Source organism: Shewanella psychrotolerans, assembly GCF_019457595.1.
Taxonomy (GTDB): domain Bacteria; phylum Pseudomonadota; class Gammaproteobacteria; order Enterobacterales; family Shewanellaceae; genus Shewanella; species Shewanella psychrotolerans.
In genome coordinates, this window is record NZ_CP080419.1 from 1,739,551 (window position 1) to 1,763,648 (window position 24,098).

The window sequence follows — 24,098 nt, forward strand, 5'->3', positions numbered from 1 at the left end:
AAATCTGTATCTACTTGTTTTTAAATTGTTAATTCTGATGCGTGTGAATAGTTTACGTTGGCGTTAGACTAAGGTCGTGATTGTTGTTATGCCCCTGCTTGCTAGATTAATCGGTGACTTAATAATAATCAGCACAGGGGAGTCGCAATGGCTTTTGAAAATAACGAAAAGGCAGAGGGTTACTGGCGTGAGAATTTACGTTTAGTACTTGGACTGCTAGCAATTTGGGCCTCAGTATCATTTGGCTGTGGCATTTTACTGGTTGATGTACTCAATGAAATCCATTTTATGGGCTTCAAGTTGGGCTTCTGGTTTGCTCAACAAGGGGCAATGTACGTATTCGTTGCACTTATATTTGTCTACGTGGCGAAAGCTAATGCGTTAGATAAAAAATATAACGTTCAAGAAGATTAAGGAGTAACGAGTATGGATGTGCAAACTTTAACCTATCTTATTGTTGGCTTTACCTTTGCGTTGTATATCGGTATCGCCATTTGGTCTCGTGCTGGTTCAACAAAAGAGTTTTATGTTGCGGGCGGTGGTGTACACCCTGTTATGAACGGTATGGCCACTGCAGCTGACTGGATGTCTGCGGCATCATTTATCTCATTGGCGGGTATTGTCTCGTTCGTGGGATACGATGGTTCGGTTTATCTTATGGGTTGGACCGGTGGTTACGTGTTGTTAGCCCTATGTATGGCGCCTTACTTACGTAAGTTTGGTAAATTTACTGTGCCTGACTTTATCGGCGACCGTTACTACTCACAAGCGGCGCGAACCGTTGCGGTTATCTGCGCCATCTTTATCTGCTTTACCTATATTGCAGGTCAGATGCGTGGTGTGGGCGTGGTGTTCTCGCGTTTCTTAGAGGTGGATGTCGAAACTGGTGTGTATATCGGTATGGCGGTGGTGTTCTTCTATGCCGTTCTCGGTGGCATGAAAGGGATCACTTACACTCAGGTGGCGCAATACTGCGTATTGATTTTCGCTTTCATGGTGCCAGCTATCTTTATCTCTGTGATGATGACGGGTCATATTTTACCTCAGCTTGGCTTTGGTGCTGAATTGGTCGATGCAGCAGGTAATGGTACAGGAGTCTATCTATTGGATAAACTCGACGGACTTTCGGCTGAGCTTGGCTTTTCCCAGTATACCGAAGGCTCTAAGAGCATGATTGATGTGTTCTTTATTACTGGCGCATTGATGTTTGGTACCGCTGGTCTTCCACACGTTATCGTACGTTTCTTCACTGTGCCTAAGGTGAAAGATGCACGTATCTCTGCAGGCTGGGCATTAGTATTTATCGCTATCATGTATACCACTGTTCCTGCATTGGCGGCGTTCTCTCGTGTAAACATGATTGAAACCATTAATGGTCCAGATTCTACTGGTGTTGCTTATGAAACGGCGCCTGATTGGATTAAAAACTGGGAAAAGACGGGGCTAATTAAGTGGGATGATAAGAACGCCGATGGCAAGATTTACTATGCTAAAGGCGATACCAATGAGATGAAGATTGACCGCGATATCATGGTACTTGCGACTCCTGAAATTGCTAATCTTCCAGCTTGGGTTATTGCATTAGTTGCAGCAGGTGGTTTAGCGGCGGCGCTGTCAACCTCGGCAGGTCTGCTGTTGGTGATCTCGACGTCGGTATCACACGATCTACTGAAGAAAAACTTTATGCCGGATATCTCTGACAAGAAGGAGCTGATGTATGCCCGTATCGCAGCGGCATTAGGTATTGTGATGGCTGGTTACTTTGGTATTCACCCTCCAGGGTTTGTGGCAGCGGTGGTCGCGATTGCTTTTGGTTTAGCGGCGTGTTCACTGTTCCCTGCGATTATCATGGGGATCTTCTCAAGAACCATGAATAAAGAGGGCGCGATTGCGGGTATGGTAACCGGTCTAGCCTTTACTGCGGCCTATATTATTTACTTCAAGTTTGTTAATCCAGCGGATAACAATCCTGCTAATTGGTTCCTTGGTATTTCACCAGAAGGGATTGGTATGCTGGGAATGTTCATTAACTTTGGGGTGGCATTTGCTGTGAGCAAAGTGACAACAGCAGTACCACAAAATGTGGTTGATATGGTTGAGTCTATCCGTTTCCCTAAGGGATCGGGTGAAGCTCACGATCACTAGGCACTATCTCTATGTTCAGTGAAAAAGGAGCGCTTGCGCTCCTTTTTGTTTTCAGCCCTAAATTAGCTACTTCAGTAGGTGGTTATCATCAATTTGAGCTTTGCCTGAAATAAAGCGAATGAAAGTTATCGAGACAGAAGCCTATAGGGATATTTACGGCGTTTGCCATAGCAGGTGGCTTTTTTACTATTTACAATTTAGCGGTGTAAATGGGTACTCGCATGATTGATATTCACCCTATTTCTATATTAGAGTAAGATAACATTATTTTGAGGCTAAGTTATTGGATAACAATCAAATTAGCGTTAGCACTTTTAATAAACTGGCGCAGGTTTACCAAGATAAGTATATGGACTTGCCCCTGTATCATCGCACTTATGATGTGTTGTGCGCGCGAATAAATCCTTATGATAATGTGCTCGATATTGGTTGCGGCCCTGGAAATATCAGCCGCTATCTATTAGACCATGTACCTAGTATTAAGTTATTGGGTACTGATTTAGCGCCTAATATGGTTGAGCTAGCGCGTCTTAATAATCCCGAAGCTCATTTTGAGGTGATGGATTGCAGGGCGGTTGCTGACTTGGACCGACAGTTTGATGTGATCGTGTGCGGTTTCTGTTTGCCCTATTTAAACAAGGAGCAAGCTAACTCGCTGATAAGTGCCATGTCAGCTTGCTTAACCGATACTGGCATCTTGTATCTCAGTACCATGGAGGGAGATTACTTAGCTTCTTGTATGCAAACCTCTAGCAGTGGTGATAACGTATTTATCTATTATCATGATGGCGACGAACTGACTCGGCAACTGGATGACAATGGTTTAACGCTTGTGTGGTCGTATCGTCAAGATTATCCAGAGCGTGGTGATGTCGACCTGTTTTTAATCGCAAAAAAGGGGATTTAAGCTAGCGCCATCTGGCCTTTAGTCGAATAGCAAGTGACTGCTTGCTAAGGCTATAGTGGTAACATCATCGCTAAATCATGAGACTGATTATGGACGCTAGCGAGTTACAACCGATCACACAGTTTTTAAGTCAGTTAACACCGTTTGATAGCTTACCGGTGGCTACGCTTGAGCAGTGTTGCCGTGCATTGACCATTGGCTATTACAGTAAATCGTCGATGTATGTGCCGTTAGATGAAGCGCACCCGCAACTATACATTGTTCGCAGCGGTGCTTTTGAGGTGCGTAGTGAAGATGGCGATCTGATTGATAGACTCGGTGACGGCGATTTTTTTGGCTTTCCGTCGCTACTCTCTGGTGATAAAGTTAGTAACCGGGTGCAAATTTTAGAAGATGGATTGGTTTATCATCTCGATCCCGATACCTTCAATCAACTTCGTAGTGAAAGTCGTGAGTTTGACCGCTTCTTTAATCGCGCTTTTGCAAAAAGACTAAGACATCAAAGCCGCTTTAAAGCAAAAGAATTAGGCTCGACAAACCGTGTTAGCAGCCTCATGTCTAAACAACCATTGACCTTAGATATTAATGCTACGGTGACCGATGCGTCGAGAATGATGCGTGATGCAAGGGTCTCTTCTGTACTTATCATCGATAATCATAAGTTAGCCGGTATTTTAACCGATAGAGATCTGCGCAATCGGGTGCTTGCAGAAGGACTTGACGGTCAGTTACCTGTGCATCAAGCCATGACCTGCTCACCAACCACCTTAGCCTCTAGCGCTTTGGTATTTGAAGCAATGTTGTTGATGAGTCAGCATAATATTCATCATCTGCCCATTATCGATAATGACCAAGCCGTTGGGGTGATCACCAGCACCGATATTTTGCGTGGTCAAAGTTCACAGCCACTTTTGCTGATTGGTGAAATAGAACGTCAAAATAATCTCGATAGTCTTATTGGCGTGAGTAAACAAATTCCACTGTTGCTGCAAAACTTGATCAGTGCTGATGCTAGAGCCGAAGAGATAGGCCGGGTGTTAACCTCGGTGACCGATGCGTTAACGCGGCGGCTAATCGTGCTTAACCAGCAAATTCTCGGTGAGGCACCGATGCCATTTTGCTGGTTGGCGTTTGGCTCTCAGGGGCGACAAGATCAGGCAGCTTGCTCAGACCAAGATAATGGCCTATTGCTTGCCCATGAAATGGATGAATATGCTCAAGGCTATTTTGAGGCGCTAACTAAGGCTGTGTGTGCAGGTCTTGATAAGTGTGGCTACGTTTATTGCCCCGGTGACATTATGGCGCAAAACCCTAAGTGGCGTATGACATTAAAACAGTGGCGAGCCAAGTTTGATAACTGGGTTGTCCGCCCCGAGCCAAAGGCATTAATGCATGCCAGTATCTTTTTTGATATGCGCAATGTGTTCGGGCCGTCGAGTCTGTTTGATAGTTTACAATCGAGTGTGCTTGAGTCCACTAAAGACAACGATATCTTTTTAGCGGGCATGGCGGGTAATTCGCTGCAAGTATCCCCACCGCTGGGGTTCTTCAAAAAGTTTGTTCTTGAGCGTGATGGTCAGGAGGTAAAGGGGATCGATCTTAAGCATAAAGGTAATGCGCTGATCAATGATATTGCTCGGGTCTATGCGTTATCGGCTGGAATCAAAGAGGTCAATACCGCAAAACGGATTCGAATATTGATGGAGCAAAATATTATTAATCGGAAGGATGCCCTTAATCTTGCTGATGCCCATGAGTTTATTGCCCATATGCGCTTGTCGAATCAAGGGTATCAATTTACCCACAATCAGCCTCTTAGTAATTATTTGATGCCGCAACACCTGTCTTCGTTAGTCAGGCATCAACTGAGGGATGCATTTAAAGTGGTACACGATGCTCAGGCTGGGATAAAACTTAAGTTTACCCGGAGTTTCTAACTTGCTTAATCATCAAGTTCTCAAGAGCCGTTTATGTTGGCGTGCCTTTAAAGCGCAAAATTCGACTATTAAGCAGTATCATCAGGCTTTGCTTGAAACCCTTAGTCAACCCGTTAATGATGCATCTTTTGCGGCGGTCGATCTTGAAATGACTGGGCTTAACCCAGCGTTTGATCAAATATTGAGCATTGGCATAGTCCCTATTCGATATAACCAGCTTATCCTAAGCGAGGCTGAGCATAAGTTGGTGCAAATCGATGGCAGTGTCGGGCAGAGTGCGACGATTCATGGCATATTGGATGTACATTTAGAGCGAGCTATTGTGGTAGAAGAGATGACGCAGTGGTTCTTGGAAGTGACTATGGGCAAGGTGCTGGTGGCCCATCATGCACCGTTAGATTTAGCCTTTTTGCAGGCGGCATTGGTGCCAATGTGTCATGAGAAGGTAAAACTCATGGCGGTTGATACCTTAGCGTTAGAGAAAAAACGCTTACTGCGTCAACACGAAGTGCTCAAAGAGGGAAGCTTGCGACTTGGCGCCAGTCGAGCGCGTTACGGATTACCTGTCTACGCCGCCCATAATGCACTCATCGATGCGCTTGCCTGTGGTGAACTACTCCTTGCGCAGATAGCGGCCATGGGGGATGCAAAACAGCTTAAGGTGAGTGAGTTGTTTTGCTGAGTATGTTAACGCAATAATCTAACCGATAGCGTTGGTTACATTTTATTCGTTTATGTTTTATTTCAAACTGCCATTATTAGCGGTAGTGATCAGGCTGATAGATGGAGTGGCATATGGCATTACCGTTGATCTTGCTGGGTGGTGCAGCGTTGGGCGCGTTATTGGTTGCTGATGAGCGCCATAATCAGAAAAAATTAACCTTAGATAGGCGGCTTGGCAAGGCTCCGAGGGCGCATAATGATAAGCGGGTATCACCGCTACGTCCTAGTGTATTTCATTTAGGTGAGGTAAAAGTAGAGCCTGAGCCTGGTGCTATTGTCTGCTGCTTTGTATTTGGTGTGATTGAGCATACTGGCATTTGGCTCGGGGAAGATACCTTAGTTGAACTTCATGGTAGCGGCTTAGTTAGGCCTATCTCTTCTACACGTTTTTTAGCTGGGCGAACGGGAAGCCGAATTTTTCAGGCATGTGATCATCAGCATCGAGCACTTATTGCGCCTAAAGTTCTTTCGCGCGCAGAGCAGGCTATCTATCAATACCGAGATTACGATCTGTTTGACAATAATTGTCATCGATTTGTGTGGTCATGTATGACGGGGGAAGAGCTCGCCATTGAAAGTTTTGAAAGATTTAACAAAATCTTAGGAAAGTATTTTCAGCAAGCTATCTATTGGGATGAGATAAAAAGGTGATCGATTATTGATTCAGATTGATATAAAAAACGCCAGCAACTGCTGGCGTTTTGGGCTGAATTATTGCTGCACTTTAACCACAGAAATGTTTAACGGCTCCAGCAACTAGCTCAATTCCAGTCTGCTCACAAGGCGGCAGCTCAGCATCAGATTCATTAATTGGTGTAACGCGATCGCCCCATTTGAACAAGACTGCAGCAGAGGTTAACCCTGCACCAAATGCACAAGATAAGATAGTTTGATTCGGTTTAATCATTCCTTTTTCTAACGCATCGCAAATCGCAATTGGGATAGTGGCCGCAGAGGTATTACCGTAGTTAGCAATGTTAACCACAGCTTTCTCTTTTGGAATTTTCATGCGGCTAATCAGGGTATCGATGATACGCTCATTGGCTTGATGTGGAATCACCCAGTCGACTTCGTCTTTGTCGACACCACATTTCTCAAGTACTGTTTTGCTCAGTTTGCCCATGCCTGAGATTGCACGCTTGAAGATCTCTTGACCATTGAATTCGATAAAGAAATCAAGTGATGCTGCATTGAATCTATCCATCGCGGTGCCAAAATTAGCCTTCAGAATGTCACGGCCAGCTGGATCATTGTTAAGCTCATAGCCTAGAATGCCGCCAGGTTGGTCAGTCGCTTCCACCACAACAGCTCCCGCACCATCACCGAAAAGTACGGCCGTTTCACGGCGAGACCAGTCGAGATAGAATGACAGGCGCTCAGCACCAATGACAAGTACGCGTTTAGATTGACCGCTTTTAATCTGTGAACTTGCTAGACCAAGGCCATACAGGAAACCACTACAGGCCGCATTGACGTCAAATGCACCACAGTTTGCGCCGATATCGGCCTGCACGGTAGAGGCGATATTAGGAATTAAGGTATCTGGGGTAGCAGTCGCTAAAATAATAAGATCAATATCGCTGCCTTTAAGTCCCGCTGCGGCAAGCGCGCGTTTAGCGGCAACGGATGCAAGCTCAGAGGTATTCACATGACTAATGTGGCGTTGACTGATCCCTGTACGCGGTTTAATCCATTCGTCAGATGTGTCGATAAATGTCGCAAGGTCATGATTTGTAAGCGTTGCGGGGGGAACACATTTTCCCCAACCTGTTATGGTAGCGTACTGCATCTTATATTCTCTCAAAAATAATAAAGGCAGAAGCGAACGCTCTGCCTTATCGAACTAATCTAATAAGCCTAGCAAGAAGTCAACAGATCAACTGTGATCTAGTCCACTTGTTGTGCAACCAGAGTGCGTATTGCCTCTGCTGCATGTAATATGTGTGCCTTAAGGATGGCCACGGCTTTAACCGTTTCTTTACTGCGACAAAATGCGAGAATTTCTCGATGATCTTGTGCCGCTCTTGGTATACCGCCGGCAAGCAGTAGCTGCAGACGAATATAACGATCGCAATTGGTGTTTAGGCCATGTACTACGTCCAGGGTGTGTGGACGATTCGCGGCTTGGTAAAGACAAGTATGGAATTGAGTATTAAGTTCACTCCAACTGCTCACCGCATCTTCTTTTTTGAACGCTTCTTCTAACTCGTCAAGATAACCCTCTGCTTGACTTAATATCGCTTCGTTAAGATTTGGGATGGCTTTTTCAAGCAAATCCGTTTCTATGAGAGCGCGTAACTCAAAGAGTTCGGTTACTTGATCAACAGACAATTCACTCGCGGTTGCGCCCTTGTGGGCTTCAAACTTAACAAGACCTTCGGCTTCTAGTTGGAGTAAGGCTTCTCTAACTGGAATTCGACTGACATTCAGCGCTTCGGCCAATGCGCTCTGACGCAGAGGCTCTCCCGCAGCAATTTCACCGGAAAGAATTTTCTCTCTGAGGACTTCTACTACAACCTGGGTGCGTGTTTTATGAACGATAGGTGCTGTTCGGCTCATAGTTCCCGTATATGTCTTTCGTGATTGTATGCGATCCGCATAAGGTTACCGCTTATAACACTACAAATAAAGGAAAACTATGGTTTACCTTATATATAATCCGTGTTTTAGAAGTGTTTTAGGTTTGAAGCGCCATCTGATAACTTTTGCGGTAATAACATGTGAGTACATTTTGTTACTCGTTAGTCGGTCGTATAAATAAGGGAAGCGTTCAGCACTATAGATACGGGCGCCTTCAGGCTATGCTATATAGAGATGTTGTGGTTGGTTAAGGTTATGGAACATTTGAGTCAATTAGTGAGCGAGCTAAAAGCTTGCCAAGAATGTGCAGCAATTTTGCCTAAAGAGGCGAGGCCGATAATACAAATTTCACCCACTGCAAAAATTGTAATTGCTGGGCAAGCACCAGGTGCCGCCGCCAATAAGAGTGGCATTGCGTTTGATGATGCTAGTGGTGACCGATTACGTCAGTGGTTAGGCGTTACTAAATCACAATTTTATGATGAAACTCTGTTTGCGATATTGCCGATGGCTTTTTGTTATCCAGGTAAAGGTAAAAGCGGCGATCTACCTCCTATAAAAGCTTGCGCTGATAAATGGCGTACAAGATTACTTGAACAGCTCACTCACGTGGAGCTGACGCTGGTTATTGGGCAATACGCACAACATTATTATTTTGATGATAAGCAAACGGTGACCGAGCGAGTAGGCAACTGGCATAATACAAACGACACCTTACTTGCATTGCCACACCCCAGCCCAAGAAATAATATCTGGTTAAAGCGTCATCCCTGGTTTGAACTAAAGCTGTTGCCTGAAGTGAAAAGCAGAATTGCTAGGATATTGGCATCCCGTTAGTGATAATGCGTTTTATCGCATAGCACCGCAATGCTACTCACCGTGTGGCTCAAGCTATTATTTCTAACACACTAGCGCTTGCTATATTTCTATGTTTTATTTGCCAATAGCAAAGTTTGACATAATTGGTGATTCTGCGGTGCAATTTACTGATTCTGGTGTGATAATAACGCAAGATTTTTTACGTTGGCCTAATTTGGGGTATTTCCTGTGAATCTTGCTGTATTCCTAGATAGAGATGGTGTTATCAATATTGACCATGGCTATGTCCATCAAGTTGATGACTTTGAATATGTGGAAGGTGTATTTGAAGCCTGTAGCGCGTTAAAACAGATGGGATATAAGCTTGTCGTTGTGACGAACCAGTCTGGAATAGCGAGAGGGCTTTATAGTGAAGATCAATTTCACTCCTTAACTGAGTGGATGGATTGGAACTTTGCCGACAAAGGTGTTGATCTCGATGGGATCTATTATTGCCCACACCACAGTGAGAAAGGCATTGGTGAATATAAGCAAGATTGTGATTGCCGTAAACCAAAGCCAGGTATGCTGAAGAGTGCTGCACAGTTTTTAAAGATCGATCTTGCTCAATCGGTGATGGTGGGTGATAAGCGAGACGATATGTTAGCTGCTCAGGCCGCTGGTGTGCCAACTCGCATATTAGTGCGCACAGGTAAAGAGCTGACTGATGAGGCGATCGAGGCTGCTACCGTTGTTTTAGACTCAATTGCGGATGTTCCTGCTTACCTAAAGTCACTTTGAATGGTGTGACATTAGGTAAATAGCCGCTAAAATGCTCGCCGAATAAGCTGTTTGTTTGATATTTAATCGCTTGAGAGCTTTTTACTAAACAATCGAATAAAAGGGGTTGACGCAAGGAGCGTAATCCGTAGAATACGCAGCCCTAGCCACTTGGAACTACCGAGATGTGCTAACGCTCTTTAACAATTTATCAAGTAATCTGTGTGGACACTCACAGGTGTTGAGTTATTCGAAATTGCTTTTCTGTCTTCGGATGTAAAGCAATCAAAAATTTTACTCAATGTAAGATGAGTGTTCATAGCAATATGTACAACATGTTAGAGATTCTTCCGAGTCTTTAATATGGAATCAGAATTCATTGAGCCGAAGCTTATGCTTCAACAAAACTTTAATTGAAGAGTTTGATCATGGCTCAGATTGAACGCTGGCGGCAGGCCTAACACATGCAAGTCGAGCGGTAACAGGAATTAGCTTGCTAATTTGCTGACGAGCGGCGGACGGGTGAGTAATGCCTAGGGAACTGCCCAGTCGAGGGGGATAACAGTTGGAAACGACTGCTAATACCGCATACGCCCTACGGGGGAAAAGAGGGGACCTTCGGGCCTTCTGCGATTGGATGTACCTAGGTGGGATTAGCTAGTTGGTGAGGTAATGGCTCACCAAGGCGACGATCCCTAGCTGTTCTGAGAGGATGATCAGCCACACTGGGACTGAGACACGGCCCAGACTCCTACGGGAGGCAGCAGTGGGGAATATTGCACAATGGGCGCAAGCCTGATGCAGCCATGCCGCGTGTGTGAAGAAGGCCTTCGGGTTGTAAAGCACTTTCAGCGAGGAGGAAAGCTTAAGCGTTAATAGCGTTTAGGTGTGACGTTACTCGCAGAAGAAGGACCGGCTAACTTCGTGCCAGCAGCCGCGGTAATACGAGGGGTCCAAGCGTTAATCGGAATTACTGGGCGTAAAGCGTACGCAGGCGGTTTGTTAAGCGAGATGTGAAAGCCCCGGGCTCAACCTGGGAACTGCATTTCGAACTGGCAGACTAGAGTCTTGTAGAGGGGGGTAGAATTTCAGGTGTAGCGGTGAAATGCGTAGAGATCTGAAGGAATACCGGTGGCGAAGGCGGCCCCCTGGACAAAGACTGACGCTCATGTACGAAAGCGTGGGGAGCAAACAGGATTAGATACCCTGGTAGTCCACGCCGTAAACGATGTCTACTCGGAATTTGGTGTCTTGAACACTGGGTTCTCAAGCTAACGCATTAAGTAGACCGCCTGGGGAGTACGGCCGCAAGGTTAAAACTCAAATGAATTGACGGGGGCCCGCACAAGCGGTGGAGCATGTGGTTTAATTCGATGCAACGCGAAGAACCTTACCTACTCTTGACATCCACAGAATTTGGTAGAGATACCTTAGTGCCTTCGGGAACTGTGAGACAGGTGCTGCATGGCTGTCGTCAGCTCGTGTTGTGAAATGTTGGGTTAAGTCCCGCAACGAGCGCAACCCTTATCCTTATTTGCCAGCACGTAATGGTGGGAACTTTAGGGAGACTGCCGGTGATAAACCGGAGGAAGGTGGGGACGACGTCAAGTCATCATGGCCCTTACGAGTAGGGCTACACACGTGCTACAATGGCAAGTACAGAGGGTTGCAAAGCCGCGAGGTGGAGCTAATCTCACAAAGCTTGTCGTAGTCCGGATTGGAGTCTGCAACTCGACTCCATGAAGTCGGAATCGCTAGTAATCGTGGATCAGAATGCCACGGTGAATACGTTCCCGGGCCTTGTACACACCGCCCGTCACACCATGGGAGTGGGCTGCACCAGAAGTAGATAGCTTAACCTTCGGGAGGGCGTTTACCACGGTGTGGTTCATGACTGGGGTGAAGTCGTAACAAGGTAGCCCTAGGGGAACCTGGGGCTGGATCACCTCCTTACCTATACGACTAACTTAATGTTTGTTGAGTGTTCACACAGATTACTTGATAGAAAGAAAGAGCAAAAATATACGTGTCTATTTAGACGACGTAACTTGTTCAGAGCGATAAGCAATGGATAAGATGCAAGTATAAATGGGTCTGTAGCTCAGCTGGTTAGAGCGCACCCCTGATAAGGGTGAGGTCGGTGGTTCAAGTCCACTCTGACCCACCAAAATCTTCGTGTTACTGCGTTATGTAGTTCGTCGTTTAGCAGGCTAAACGTCCTCTCTACAAGCCTTGTCTCACTTGATTTGGTAATAACTTAGCAATAAGTAACGTATGTTTTTGTTTGACTGCATGTAAATGGGGCTATAGCTCAGCTGGGAGAGCGCCTGCCTTGCACGCAGGAGGTCTGCGGTTCGATCCCGCATAGCTCCACCATTTACTTGCACATGGATAGAGATGCCAAAGATAAATGAAAAATTTATCTTTGGCTTTTTTAAGCCCGCTCTTTAAAAATTTGGAAAGCTGATAGTGTTGATGTGAAAGGGACTGTAATTACTTACATTGTAGGTGGTTATGGTTTGTAGCATTGACGCGAAAATTAAAATTGAGTTCTCAAACACTTAAATCAAGTGCCGAATCATTACCTTTAATTAGGATGATGATTCATGAGTATTCTTTTGGCGAAAGTAAACACCATTAGTTACGATACAACGTCCGAGCTTACCCGCTTGGATAGGATGTGATTTGTAGACATTAGTTTATGAAACTCATTTGGGTTGTATGGTTAAGTGACTAAGCGTATACGGTGGATGCCTTGGCAGTCAGAGGCGATGAAGGACGTAGTAACTTGCGAAAAGCGTTGGCGAGCTAGTAACAAGCATTTGAGCTAACGATGTCCGAATGGGGAAACCCGGCAGCATAAGCTGTCATCATTAAGTGAATACATAGCTTAATGAGGCGAACGAGGGGAACTGAAACATCTAAGTACCCTCAGGAAAAGAAATCAACCGAGATTCCCCTAGTAGCGGCGAGCGAACGGGGATTAGCCCTTAAGCGTAGAGGGTGTTAGTGGAATGTGTTGGAAAGCACAGCGGCACAGGGTGATAGCCCCGTACATGAAAACTAACTTTACGTGAAAACGAGTAGGACGGGACACGTGACATCTTGTCTGAACATGGGGGGACCATCCTCCAAGGCTAAATACTCCTGACTGACCGATAGTGAACCAGTACCGTGAGGGAAAGGCGAAAAGAACCCCTGTGAGGGGAGTGAAATAGAACCTGAAACCGTATACGTACAAGCAGTGGGAGCGGTTCTTGAGACCGTGACTGCGTACCTTTTGTATAATGGGTCAGCGACTTACATTTTGTAGCGAGGTTAAGCGAATAGCGGAGCCGTAGGGAAACCGAGTGTTAACTGCGCGTTTAGTTGCAAGGTGTAGACCCGAAACCCGGTGATCTAGCCATGGGCAGGTTGAAGGTTGAGTAACATCAACTGGAGGACCGAACACACGTATGTTGAAAAATGCGGTGATGACTTGTGGCTGGGGGTGAAAGGCCAATCAAACCGGGAGATATCTGGTTCTCCTCGAAAGCTATTTAGGTAGCGCCTCGAGCGAATACCATTGGGGGTAGAGCACTGTTAAGGCTAGGGGGTCATCCCGACTTACCAACCCTTTGCAAACTCCGAATACCAATGAGTACTACTCGGGAGACACACGGCGGGTGCTAACGTCCGTCGTGAAAAGGGAAACAACCCAGACCATCAGCTAAGGTCCCAAAGTTATTGCTAAGTGGGAAACGATGTGGGAAGGCTTAGACAGCTAGGATGTTGGCTTAGAAGCAGCCATCATTTAAAGAAAGCGTAATAGCTCACTAGTCGAGTCGGCCTGCGCGGAAGATTTAACGGGGCTAAGCAATACACCGAAGCTATGGGTACTAGCGCTTGCGCTAGTGCGGTAGAGGAGCGTTCTGTAAGCCGTTGAAGGTGAAGGGGTAACCCACGCTGGAGGTATCAGAAGTGCGAATGCTGACATGAGTAACGATAATGGGGGTGAAAAACCCCCACGCCGAAAGACCAAGGGTTCCTGTCCAATGTTAATCAGGGCAGGGTGAGTCGACCCCTAAGGCGAGGCCGAAAGGCGTAGTCGATGGGAAACAGGTTAATATTCCTGTACTTCTGCTAACTGCGATGGAGAGACGGAGAAGGCTAGGCTAGCGCGGCGTTGGTTGTCCGCGTTTAAGGCAGTAGGTGGTGCACTTAGGCAAATCCGGGTGCACATACACTGAGAGTTGATGACGAGGTTCTACGGAACTGAAGTAGTTGATGCCATGCTTCCAGGAAAATCTTCTAAGCTTCAGGTTAGCAGGAATCGTACCCCAAACCGACACAGGTGGTTGGGTAGAGAATACCAAGGCGCTTGAGAGAACTCGGCTGAAGGAACTAGGCAAAATGGTACCGTAACTTCGGGAGAAGGTACGCTCCTGTTGGTGATGAGACTTGCTCTCTAAGCTGACGGGAGTCGCAGATACCAGGTGGCTGCAACTGTTTATCAAAAACACAGCACTGTGCAAACTCGCAAGAGGAAGTATACGGTGTGACGCCTGCCCGGTGCCGGAAGGTTAATTGATTGGGTTATCTTCGGAGAAGCTCATGATCGAAGCCCCGGTAAACGGCGGCCGTAACTATAACGGTCCTAAGGTAGCGAAATTCCTTGTCGGGTAAGTTCCGACCTGCACGAATGGCGTAATGATGGCCACGCTGTCTCCAGCCGAGACTCAGTGAAGTTGAAATTGCGGTGAAGATGCCGTATACCCGCGGCTAGACGGAAAGACCCCGTGAACCTTTACTATAGCTTGGCACTGAACATTGACCCTACATGTGTAGGATAGGTGGGAGACTTAGAAGCAGGAACGCCAGTTCTTGTGGAGTCAACCTTGAAATACCACCCTTGTAGTGTTGATGTTCTAACTCTGGCCCCTGAATCGGGGTTGAGGACAGTGCCTGGTGGGTAGTTTGACTGGGGCGGTCTCCTCCCAAAGAGTAACGGAGGAGCACGAAGGTTGGCTAAGTACGGTCGGACATCGTACGGTTAGTGCAATGGCATAAGCCAGCTTAACTGCGAGACATACACGTCGAGCAGGTACGAAAGTAGGTCATAGTGATCCGGTGGTTCTGAATGGAAGGGCCATCGCTCAACGGATAAAAGGTACTCCGGGGATAACAGGCTGATACCGCCCAAGAGTTCATATCGACGGCGGTGTTTGGCACCTCGATGTCGGCTCATCACATCCTGGGGCTGAAGTCGGTCCCAAGGGTATGGCTGTTCGCCATTTAAAGTGGTACGCGAGCTGGGTTCAGAACGTCGTGAGACAGTTCGGTCCCTATCTGCCGTGGGCGTTGGATGATTGAAGGGAGCTGCTCCTAGTACGAGAGGACCGGAGTGGACGAACCGCTGGTGTTCGGGTTGTCATGCCAATGGCATTGCCCGGTAGCTACGTTCGGAATCGATAACCGCTGAAAGCATCTAAGCGGGAAGCGAGCCCTAAGATGAGTCATCCCTAGAGCTTTAAGCTCTCTAAAGGGCCGTAGGAGACTACTACGTTGATAGGCAAGGTGTGTAAGCGTTGTGAGGCGTTGAGCTAACTTGTACTAATGACCCGTGAGGCTTAACCATACAACCCAAAAGAGTTTCTAACTAAGTGAATACTTAGCGAAAGAATACCGCACTTGATTTAGTGTGACTCAATTTTAAATAGCTTTTCAAATTTCCAATTTTGTCTGGAAACCATAGCATTGTGGCACCACCTGATCCCATCCCGAACTCAGAAGTGAAACGCAATCGCGCCGATGGTAGTGTGGGGTCTCCCCATGTGAGAGTAGGTCATTTCCAGGCGCCTAATACGAGAAAGCCCGCTACGATGTAGCGGGCTTTTTTGCATTTAGGTTTTTTGATTATCAAACCCTGTTGAACAAATGATACCATTCCATCTTAATACTTAGTCATTATTGCCCACTCTCTACGACATAAAGACATCACTCTTTTCGTATCGCTAATGAAGTTGTTCCAAGCATCAGAGCAGGCTGCAACGATATCATCGTATCCTTGAAAGCTGCGATTAGCTAAATGATGCTGCCGTAACCAACTCCATACTTGCTCTATCGGATTTAGTTCAGGGGAGTATGGCGGTAATTTGATGATGCTAAGGTTGTTAAACTCATCTGCGAGATCTGCTGTATGCCAACCTGCACCATCCATGACAACAACGGCATGCCTACCTGGTTTTGTCCTTTGTGCTATCAGTGATAGATGCTGACGCATGACGTCTTTGCTTAGGTAAGGAACGATCATCGCTTCAGTATCGCCTGTTTGCGGACAAACAGCGCCAAAGAAATGCGCATATTCGAACTGTTGCTGGCGTATAGCGCGAGGACGAGTGCCTTTTCTTGCCCATAAACGTGTGGTCGTGTTTTGCTGCCCGAAGCGGGCCTCATCTTGAAACCAGATATCAACTCGCTCAAGCGCCACACTACCAGGGATGTTAAGGATCGTTTCCAGTTGGAACTTTTTTAAAAGCCTCTTGGACTTCTATTGATTGCTTAGGATGTTTTGAACGACTCGTTATCCAACTAAAACCTAATTGTTCCAGTAATTTGTAAATCGCGTTTGGATGGTAATCAACATTAAAGTGATATTTGACATATTTTAGGATCGCATCACCTGTCAGTCTTCCACCTGAATCACTCGAGCATTGTTCCTCTATGTAGGCACTGAGTTGCTGCTTTTGACTTGAGGTTAAGTAGCTATCACGTCCCTTATTTTTCTTAGCATCCAACCCTTTGATACCGTTGGCAAGATACTTAGCTACCCAAGCGTTGACGCTAGCGCGGGCAACTTTGAGCCTCAAGGCGACATCAGTACGATTATTTCCCTCGAGGAAGAGAGCGACGGCAAGTAATCGCATACGTTTACGAGGTTCTTTTTCTGCTCTAGATAAAGCTAAAAGCTCTTCGGCACTATAAGTTTTCAATTTGGAATACGGGTTAAGGTTGGTGCGCATATTAGATCACACATCATTACTAATTGGTATTATACCATTCCATCTTAATACTTAGTCATTACTGCCCACTCTCTACGACATAAAGACATCACTCTTTTCGTATCACTGATGCAGTTGTTCCAAACATCAGAGCAGACTGCAACGATATCCTCGTATCCTTGAAAACAGCGGTGATATCATTCCATCTCAATATTGATACTAATTAGTATAAGTTTTATTACTTTTGCGCATTGATGCGTTTCTTGAATGCTTTCCTAGTCTCTTGGTCTGCTTGTTGGTACCAAAAATCTAACATTTTTCCAATATCGATTTGCTCGATGTTATCTGTTTTGTCGGAAGTGACTATTTTTTCTGTTTTTACTGATGATGGTTTGGGGGATATTGCTAAGGTTACTACGGCTGGTCGCGCGGTCAGATTGTAGTCTTCTAGTTCTTGCTGATAGTTTCTACCGAATTGGAGCCCGTCTTTAGTTAGAGTGTCGACGCGGTACTCTATAGATTTACCATCGTTATCTGTAATCATTATATTGGGAGCTTGATTAAATTTAGTGGCATCTTTTGATGAATTAATTGGAGGTAATTTTATTGTGTAGTCATTATTTTGGCCGTTAAACGTCACGATGACGGGGTCAGATGTGAAACGTTGTGTTTGGCCTTGTTGTCTGTAGTTTCCTAGATATTTGAATACAATTTGCTGAACACCATTATCGGCATTTAACGACAAGTCCTTTATCTCTACAGCATTAAGTAGGAGCGGTTCAGTATTACTGGGCAAATTAATTGTGATTGTGGCTTGTGCGGCCGACGATAGCATCAATGTGCTTACGAACAACATAGATAGTGATTTTTTCATAACACGATCGGTTAATAGATTTGTATTAGGTTTATAGCATTCGTTGATGTGTTTGCAAACGCTGACGAGATAAAATCCTGATGTTTATCCGTTGGATGGGGGTAGAATAACAGTAATTGATTTTTATCAGAGTTATACTGTTTGTAGTTTTATAGACGGAGAGTCGTGTGTTAACCAAAATATTAGTAACGTTGTTGGTTATTGCCGGTGCATTGTTTTATATCCGTAAGCCTGCATCAGTAACTCAGATGGAAAGCGCAAGCCAATTAGGGCAACGTATATTATTTCGTTATATTGCCTTAGCTGTTGTGGTTTTGGCCGTTGTCGGTAGTGGCGCTTATTGGTACTGGTCATGGCAAGAGGGTAATGAGGTTGTTAGTGTCACTATAGTCTCCCCTGCACAAGAGAAGACGACTATTTATCAGGTACACAAGCGCGACATAGGTGTTAATGAACTTACGACTATAGAAGGGGTTAAAGTACGTTTATCTAATCAAGAGCGTATTATTATCGCACCGTTAGCGATGCAGTAGTCAATATGGTTAACTTTTAACGCTTTTGGGCTCTATAACGCACAGCCTGGAATATTTTGTTGTCCATTGTTTATATTCCACTCAGTATGATCGTAAAAGCTGGTCAATGGCGCGTTATTCGGTAGAATAAAGCGATATTTTTCCCTGCGCTGAGATGGGTTTAGTTTTCCTCTTAGTGTTTTTTCAGGAGGCCCTATGATCACAGCTTATGTCTATGACGATAGTAAGTTATCTATCGTCGAATTGAACGTTCAAGATAGCGTTCCATCGGGTACATTATGGTTAGATCTGTTTAAACCTGAAGAGGAAGAGCGTGAGTGGCTAAGAGGTTATTCTGTCGAGGAGCTACCTGAAGAGGAAGATATCAATGAGATTGAAGCTTCTGCACGTTTTTACCAAAATAAAGATGGTTTACACATTAACTCGCTTTTCCCCCAACGTGTAGGTCAAGACGTAAAAGGCGTCAACATCTCATTTAACTTACGTTCTCAATTCCTCGTGACATTGCGTGAAGATGATGTGGGTCTAATCCGTTTACTTAGAAACTATTTGCGTTTGGGCCGTTTAGAGGTCAAAACGCCGCAAGCACTTTTCCTTGAGTTATTTAACCTTAAGGTCGATTACCTATCGGATCTGATTGAAGACGTTTACTCTGTTCTTGAGAATGTTGGTGAGCAAGTTTTTGAAAGTGATGAGCTTGATGATGTATTTAAACTGATCACTTTGCAGGAGGATTCTAACGGAAAGATCCGTTTGAGTTTGCTCGATACTCAAAGATCATTGCGTTATATGCAGCGTTATTACCGTGGTCAATTGAGTGATGAGGATTTAAAAGATCTACGTGAGATGTTGTCAGATATTGAATCTTTGATGCCACATAGCCAGTTTATTTTTGATAAGTTAAATTTTCTACTTGATGCGGCAATGGGTTTTAGCGGGCTACAGCAGAATAAAATTATTAAAATATTTTCGGTTGCTGCGGTTATTTTCTTACCGCCTACAGTGATAGCAAGTGCTTACGGCATGAACTTTGCTAATATGCCCGAACTTGAATGGCAATGGGGTTATCCTATGGCCATTTTAATGATGTTTGGTAGCGCAGCATCAACTTACTTTTTTTTCAAACGTAAGGGATGGCTATAGCGCTTTTTTACTTGGGTAAGACAATATCACAGCCTTATTTTCTTTATAGCTTTTGGGGTTATTTATCACCTCGTTAAGTGATAAAAATTTATCGTTCATTAGCTTTAAAGACAAGTAGCATCTTGCATAGGGATTGCTACAACGAGACATTTGCAGTTTTAGGTGATGATAAATAGACTCTAGTTGAGGACGATTTCGTTCAGCGGCTTCATTGATCACGTCTTGATTCAGATTATTTTGCAAGGCAGCTAACTGCTGTGGCGCATGTTGCGCTAACCACTGCAAACTATCGAAGTCTGGTAATTCAACCATATTACTCCCGATGCTGGTTGAGCCAAAAGCTCAAGTATCCCTTCTACAATGTTAGTTACTGATTAACGATAAGGGTAGATTACTTGAATTTGGGACAATATCTGGCGCTATGTTTGTTCACGCTATAGACTGAAGTCTGATTGTGATTTCGCTTAAAAAACAGTAAGTTATAGATGAGGGCTCATCTATAACCTACGTTCAGGCCAGTTGATCACGGTTTGATATTTATGAGGTTACTATTTGTTGTTATCGCCAAAATAGTAACTAACACGCTCTCTTGGGCTTAGATACTTATGGATCTTTTCAGGTAATGCTGAGGGCGCTATGCATTTTACGATAGTTAATCCTTCGATCTCTAAATCAACGATAGGCGCCTGATCTTTTGGCACTAATGGGTCATAAACTAGGATTCTCGGAAACAATATTTTTTCTAAATTGACAGCCATAACCATTGCAAATTGTCCACTGGATAGCTCTACGACACTGCCTGGCGGATAGACTCCGAGTAGTTTGATTAATTTACCAATCGTGGCATGGTTCAGTTTTTCTTTGTAGTTCTTATAAAGAAAACCCAATGCTGCATAGGGCGTTCTGGCTTTTTGCTGACCTTCAGGATGGCACAGTTGATCATATAAATTTACAGCGGCAACAAGTTGCGTTGGTAGCGTTATTTGATCACCTTTTAGTCCGTTGGGATAACCTGTTCCATCAAGGTATTCATGGTGATCTCTGACAATCGGTAGCGCATCTTCCGGAAAGTTATCAGCCAGTTTCAATAATTCAACTCCCATTGCTGGGTGCTGTTTGATGAAGTTAATCTCTGGTGTAGTGAGAGGTGTCTTTTTGCGCATCAATTGAGACGGAATTTTTAATTTACCCGTGTCGTGAAATAGTGCCCCTATACCAACAGCTTCAATTTCTTCGCGTGACCATTCCAGCTCTTTTGCAACCATCATAGATAACACGGCAACATTGAGTGAGTGATAGTAGATCCCTTCACTATCTTTAGCATCGCTCATTAAGTGCAATACCAGATTTTCAGAATTGATGAGTTGCTCAGTAATGTTCGATATTAGTTCTTTTGCATCACTAATCGCATTCAATGGACGATTACGTAGTTTAGTAATGAGGTTACGCATCATAGCTACAGACCGACCGAACTGTTGCTCTGTCTTCTGTAAATCTCGTCTCATCTTCTGAAGGTTTTCAATTCTGGTAAGCTTGTTCTTGTCCATTTCCGCTTGTAATGCATCGATCTCTTCGTTCGTCTGCTTTATGGTCTTGTCGTTAGTGACCTCTTTGGTTAAAGGAGGGGCTGTACTTTTGTTCAGATCTACAAATACATATTCAATTCCGAGTTTTTTTATTAACTCAATCTGAGCCTCTTCTTTAAGGCGGAATGAATTAAATAGGAACGGATGCTCTTTCCATGAGACAGGTAATCTTACAAAATTGCCGACTTGAAGTTGACTCGCTTTTACCTTACAGCTTTTGCTCATGTGATTTTTAGTTTGCCTTTATGTGGATGTTATTCTATCTCAACTTGCCAGCTTTACAATTACTTAAGCTCTGTGTCAGCATAGATACAATAAAAATAGCGCAAGTTAGAGATTGAGTAATGGATTTTATTGAAATTTATCCCGATGCGATACCTGAAGGTTTGTGTGATCGCCTAATCGCGGCGTTTGATTCTCACCCTGGCGTTATCGACGGACAAACGGGGCATGGTGTTGATCTTGATAAGAAAGTTAGCCGAGATATTACTATGGATAATTTTCAAGAGCTCACACCGCTTAAAAACGAATTACTTAATTATACGCTAAAAAATGCTGCACATTATTTTGATAAGTATGCTTTAGCGCTAATGGGAGCGGTTGCCGTTACTGTTTCCGATGAACAAGGTAAGCCGAAAACGCTCACTCCAGATAACTTTGATCAGTTGGGTCGTCATCGCGTGCAGCCTTTGGTGCAATATCTTTATCGTAGCGGGGCGATTAATATTCAGAAGTACATTCAAGGTAAGGGCGGCTATCCTCACTGGCATTCTGAGCAGTTTCCGCAAATGGGCCATAATGAAGCCTTGCATCGAGTCGTATTGTATATGTACTACCTTAACGATGTAGAAGAGGGCGGAGAAACTGAATTTTATTATCAGCAGCGCAAAGTTAAGCCTAAAAAGGGCACTATGGTGATTGCCCCTGCTGGCTTCACGCATAGTCATAGAGGAAACATGCCCCTTAGTGGTGACAAGTATATTGCCACCTCATGGATCATGTTCAATCGAGCTGAAAAGCTATACACTCCAGCGGGTTAATTTATACCGATAGTGATACTGAGCAGCACTAGATTGGAATAGTAATAGTAAACTTCGCGCCTTCAAGACGGGATGTTTCTATTGCGAGTTGACCATTGTAGCTGGTGACAATCTCGTTACAGACGGCTAAACCTATTCCCTGACCTGCTTTTTGGGTATCGGCTCTAACGCCGCGCTCAATGATATCTTGTCTGATTTTTTCTGGTATGCCAGGACCATCATCCTCAATGATTAGCACAAACTCACTGTGATCATTGTAATATGAGCTGACGATAACTTGGCTAATGCACATTTTAAATGCATTCTCCATGAGGTTGCCACAAAGCTCCATTAAATCGCCTTTATCACCAGGAAAAACCTGTTCTTTAGCAATATCCGCAGTGAAACTCACTTGCTTGTCTCGGTAAACCTTAAATAGCATCTGTGAAAGCTGCTCAACTAATGGATAGACCAGTGTTTGTTCTCGCTTAAGTCCTTTTCGACCTAGCATCGCTCGTTTCAATTGGTACTTGACCAATTGATCCATCTGACTGACCTGTTCCATTACTTTTTCACTAACAGCATCTTTATCTAGGCTATCATCATCGGTAATGGCATGTACTGCTGCTAAGCGCGTTTTAAGGCTATGAGCCAAGTCATTCATGGCGTTTTGGTATCGTTCTTGCTGCGCACTAGATTGAACTAATAGCTGATTAAGCGCTTGAGTAACCCCTTCTAACTCAACTGGGTAGTCTTGAGAAAGGGTTTTGGCTTTGCCATTGCTGACTTGCTGTAACTCGTTGCGCATTTGTACCAAGGGGCGCATACCCCAATATCCAGCACTTATGAGTAGGAATAGTGCAAGTGCAAGTACCATTCCTAAGCGCCAATAGGTTCGGCGACTGAATTTGTTTAACTCCAGTTCTAAGTTGTGCGCATCTTTCATTACCAATAGATTGTATTGCTTGTTAGCTAACTCAACTGAGAGTAGGTAGACAAAATAATTTTTGTTGTCAGACAGATTCAGATAATAAGGCGGGGCATCTAAGCGAATATCGTTAAATCGCTCGCAGGCATCAAATAAACCGCGCTCTACCGCAAGTGACGAAGTCCATACTTGCTTGTAGTTCTGATCGCAGCTCGCAAGAATATATTTTTTAGGGGTGTTATTTTCTTCTAACCAGTTAGTATTTTCTGGAATGAGATTATGCTCTTTTAGCTCAGCAGCCACTTTTGGGATCTCAGCGATCAGTTTAGCGGTTTCTTCATTGTAATTATTCTGAGCATAAAGCACATTGACTAGCCAGGCTAACCCAAACCCTACTAAGGCTATGATTGACAGAGAGGTGACAAACAGCCGTGTCAGCAGTCGGCGTTTAAACGTAAGTTTTAACTGCATAGAAGATTAAACTTATAACCTTGACCGCGAATTGTGACGATAGGGTTTTCTAAACCGCCGCTTGAAAGCTTTTTACGTAATCGGCTTACCATGACCTCAATGGTATTTGGGTCACCCTCTTTATCCCCATAAATCACATCGAGTAGCCGCTGCTTGGCCACAACCTCATGACAATGACGCATTAAATATTCCAAGATCTGGTATTCAAATGCGGTGACTTCCATTGGCTCTGCATTTAGTGAAACCTGTTTCGCCGCCAGATCCAATGCTAAAGGACCACTGGTAATAATTGGTTTTACAAAGCCAGCGCTGCGACGGACCAGTGCATCAAGCCTAGCTACAAGCTCTTCTTTTTGAAAAGGTTTAACTAGGTAGTCATCGGCACCAGCATTTAAGCCTTCAACTTTATCTTGCCAATTAACGCGGGCAGTAAGGATCAAAATTGGGGCTTTTAGTTCTGCATTTCTCAAACTTTGGATGAGGCTTATTCCATCTTGATCGGGTAGGCCTAAATCGACAATCGCTACATCGATAGGATAATTGGTTGCTTGATAGAAGCCCTCTTTGGCTGTCAGTGCGACCTGAACTTGGTTGCCTAGCTCGCTCAGTTGAACCTTTAGGTGATGGGACAAAATAGGATCGTCTTCAACAACCAATATTCTCATTTGTTTTGCCTATTTAGTTATTTAGTTCA

The 24,098-nt window shown here is 44.6% G+C and carries 19 protein-coding genes, 2 tRNA genes and 3 rRNA genes; 16 read left to right on the forward strand and 8 right to left on the reverse strand.

Annotation, left to right across the window (positions count from 1 at the left end; genetic code table 11):
* Positions 1–147 precede the first annotated feature (147 nt).
* The 6 genes from K0I62_RS07675 (at position 148) to K0I62_RS07700 (ending at position 6,363) form a co-directional block, all read left to right on the forward strand.
* Positions 148–414, forward strand: coding sequence for a DUF4212 domain-containing protein (locus tag K0I62_RS07675; RefSeq protein WP_220070879.1), 267 nt, complete (start codon positions 148–150; stop codon positions 412–414).
* A gap of 12 nt (positions 415–426) precedes the next feature.
* Positions 427–2,145, forward strand: coding sequence for a sodium:solute symporter family protein (locus K0I62_RS07680; protein WP_220070880.1), 1,719 nt, complete (start codon positions 427–429; stop codon positions 2,143–2,145).
* 283 nt (positions 2,146–2,428) lie between these two features.
* Positions 2,429–3,052, forward strand: coding sequence for a class I SAM-dependent methyltransferase (locus K0I62_RS07685; RefSeq protein ID WP_220070881.1), 624 nt, complete (start codon positions 2,429–2,431; stop codon positions 3,050–3,052).
* Between the two features lie 89 nt (positions 3,053–3,141).
* The gene (locus K0I62_RS07690) at positions 3,142–4,989 is read left to right on the forward strand and encodes a DUF294 nucleotidyltransferase-like domain-containing protein (RefSeq protein WP_220070882.1); all 1,848 of its coding nucleotides are present in this window, start codon (positions 3,142–3,144) and stop codon (positions 4,987–4,989) included.
* Between the two features lies 1 nt (position 4,990).
* Positions 4,991–5,671: an exonuclease domain-containing protein gene (locus tag K0I62_RS07695; RefSeq protein WP_220070883.1), complete on the forward strand. Its 681-nt coding sequence runs from the start codon at positions 4,991–4,993 to the stop codon at positions 5,669–5,671.
* Positions 5,672–5,784: 113 nt separating this feature from the next.
* On the forward strand, positions 5,785–6,363 hold the full coding sequence (locus K0I62_RS07700; RefSeq protein ID WP_220070884.1) for a lecithin retinol acyltransferase family protein: 579 nt from the start codon (positions 5,785–5,787) through the stop codon (positions 6,361–6,363).
* A gap of 73 nt (positions 6,364–6,436) precedes the next feature.
* Here the strand turns inward: K0I62_RS07700 and K0I62_RS07705 are convergent, their stop codons facing one another.
* Both K0I62_RS07705 and K0I62_RS07710 read right to left on the reverse strand, forming a co-directional pair.
* The gene (locus K0I62_RS07705; protein WP_220070885.1) at positions 6,437–7,501 is read right to left on the reverse strand and encodes a ketoacyl-ACP synthase III; all 1,065 of its coding nucleotides are present in this window, start codon (positions 7,499–7,501) and stop codon (positions 6,437–6,439) included.
* 98 nt (positions 7,502–7,599) lie between these two features.
* The gene (locus K0I62_RS07710) at positions 7,600–8,271 is read right to left on the reverse strand and encodes a GntR family transcriptional regulator (RefSeq protein WP_220070886.1); all 672 of its coding nucleotides are present in this window, start codon (positions 8,269–8,271) and stop codon (positions 7,600–7,602) included.
* A gap of 276 nt (positions 8,272–8,547) precedes the next feature.
* On the opposite strand from K0I62_RS07710, the gene K0I62_RS07715 reads away from it, so the two are divergent.
* The 7 genes from K0I62_RS07715 (at position 8,548) to rrf (ending at position 15,706) form a co-directional block, all read left to right on the forward strand.
* Positions 8,548–9,129 (forward strand): uracil-DNA glycosylase family protein, encoded by a 582-nt coding sequence (locus K0I62_RS07715; RefSeq protein WP_220070887.1) that lies wholly within the window; start codon positions 8,548–8,550, stop codon positions 9,127–9,129.
* Between the two features lie 210 nt (positions 9,130–9,339).
* Positions 9,340–9,891: a D-glycero-beta-D-manno-heptose 1,7-bisphosphate 7-phosphatase gene (gene gmhB, locus K0I62_RS07720; protein WP_220070888.1), complete on the forward strand. Its 552-nt coding sequence runs from the start codon at positions 9,340–9,342 to the stop codon at positions 9,889–9,891.
* 389 nt (positions 9,892–10,280) lie between these two features.
* Positions 10,281–11,823, forward strand: a 16S ribosomal RNA gene (locus tag K0I62_RS07725).
* Between the two features lie 137 nt (positions 11,824–11,960).
* Positions 11,961–12,037 (forward strand) — tRNA-Ile (locus K0I62_RS07730).
* Positions 12,038–12,170: 133 nt separating this feature from the next.
* Positions 12,171–12,246 (forward strand) — tRNA-Ala (locus K0I62_RS07735).
* 347 nt (positions 12,247–12,593) lie between these two features.
* Positions 12,594–15,487, forward strand: a 23S ribosomal RNA gene (locus K0I62_RS07740).
* 103 nt (positions 15,488–15,590) lie between these two features.
* Positions 15,591–15,706, forward strand: a 5S ribosomal RNA gene (rrf, locus tag K0I62_RS07745).
* The 16S, 23S and 5S rRNA genes sit together here with 2 tRNA genes alongside, the layout of an rRNA operon.
* A gap of 96 nt (positions 15,707–15,802) precedes the next feature.
* On the opposite strand, the gene K0I62_RS07750 is transcribed toward rrf, so the two are convergent.
* Positions 15,803–16,871 (reverse strand): IS630 family transposase gene (locus tag K0I62_RS07750; protein ID WP_220068015.1). Its coding sequence is split into 2 segments (ribosomal slippage): positions 15,803–16,376 and positions 16,375–16,871, totalling 1,071 coding nucleotides; the frame shifts between segments, so codons are not numbered across the junction.
* Between the two features lie 217 nt (positions 16,872–17,088).
* Positions 17,089–17,724: a YccT family protein gene (locus K0I62_RS07755; protein WP_220070889.1), complete on the reverse strand. Its 636-nt coding sequence runs from the start codon at positions 17,722–17,724 to the stop codon at positions 17,089–17,091.
* Between the two features lie 167 nt (positions 17,725–17,891).
* Here K0I62_RS07755 and K0I62_RS07760 point away from each other — a divergent pair, with 167 nt between their 5' ends.
* Together K0I62_RS07760 and corA are read left to right on the forward strand one after the other, a co-directional pair.
* Positions 17,892–18,257, forward strand: coding sequence for a hypothetical protein (locus K0I62_RS07760; RefSeq protein ID WP_220070890.1), 366 nt, complete (start codon positions 17,892–17,894; stop codon positions 18,255–18,257).
* Positions 18,258–18,452: 195 nt separating this feature from the next.
* Entirely contained in the window at positions 18,453–19,400 is a 948-nt protein-coding gene (corA, locus tag K0I62_RS07765) for a magnesium/cobalt transporter CorA (protein WP_220070891.1), read from the forward strand.
* On the opposite strand, the gene K0I62_RS07770 is transcribed toward corA, so the two are convergent.
* Positions 19,395–19,712 (reverse strand): DUF3135 domain-containing protein, encoded by a 318-nt coding sequence (locus tag K0I62_RS07770; RefSeq protein WP_220070892.1) that lies wholly within the window; start codon positions 19,710–19,712, stop codon positions 19,395–19,397. The two genes, corA and K0I62_RS07770, sit on opposite strands and share 6 nt — an antisense overlap.
* A gap of 236 nt (positions 19,713–19,948) precedes the next feature.
* A complete protein-coding gene (locus K0I62_RS07775) occupies positions 19,949–21,211 on the reverse strand; it encodes a cyclic di-GMP phosphodiesterase (RefSeq protein ID WP_220070893.1) in 1,263 nt (420 codons plus the stop codon).
* A gap of 119 nt (positions 21,212–21,330) precedes the next feature.
* Here K0I62_RS07775 and K0I62_RS07780 point away from each other — a divergent pair, with 119 nt between their 5' ends.
* Positions 21,331–22,026, forward strand: a complete 696-nt coding sequence (locus tag K0I62_RS07780; RefSeq protein ID WP_220070894.1) for a 2OG-Fe(II) oxygenase family protein — start codon at positions 21,331–21,333, stop codon at positions 22,024–22,026.
* 28 nt (positions 22,027–22,054) lie between these two features.
* Here the strand turns inward: K0I62_RS07780 and K0I62_RS07785 are convergent, their stop codons facing one another.
* The gene (locus tag K0I62_RS07785) at positions 22,055–23,404 is read right to left on the reverse strand and encodes an ATP-binding protein (RefSeq protein WP_220070895.1); all 1,350 of its coding nucleotides are present in this window, start codon (positions 23,402–23,404) and stop codon (positions 22,055–22,057) included.
* Positions 23,395–24,069 (reverse strand): response regulator, encoded by a 675-nt coding sequence (locus tag K0I62_RS07790; RefSeq protein ID WP_220070896.1) that lies wholly within the window; start codon positions 24,067–24,069, stop codon positions 23,395–23,397. The genes K0I62_RS07785 and K0I62_RS07790 overlap by 10 nt, the downstream gene beginning before the upstream one ends.
* Between the last annotated feature and the right edge of the window lie 29 nt (positions 24,070–24,098).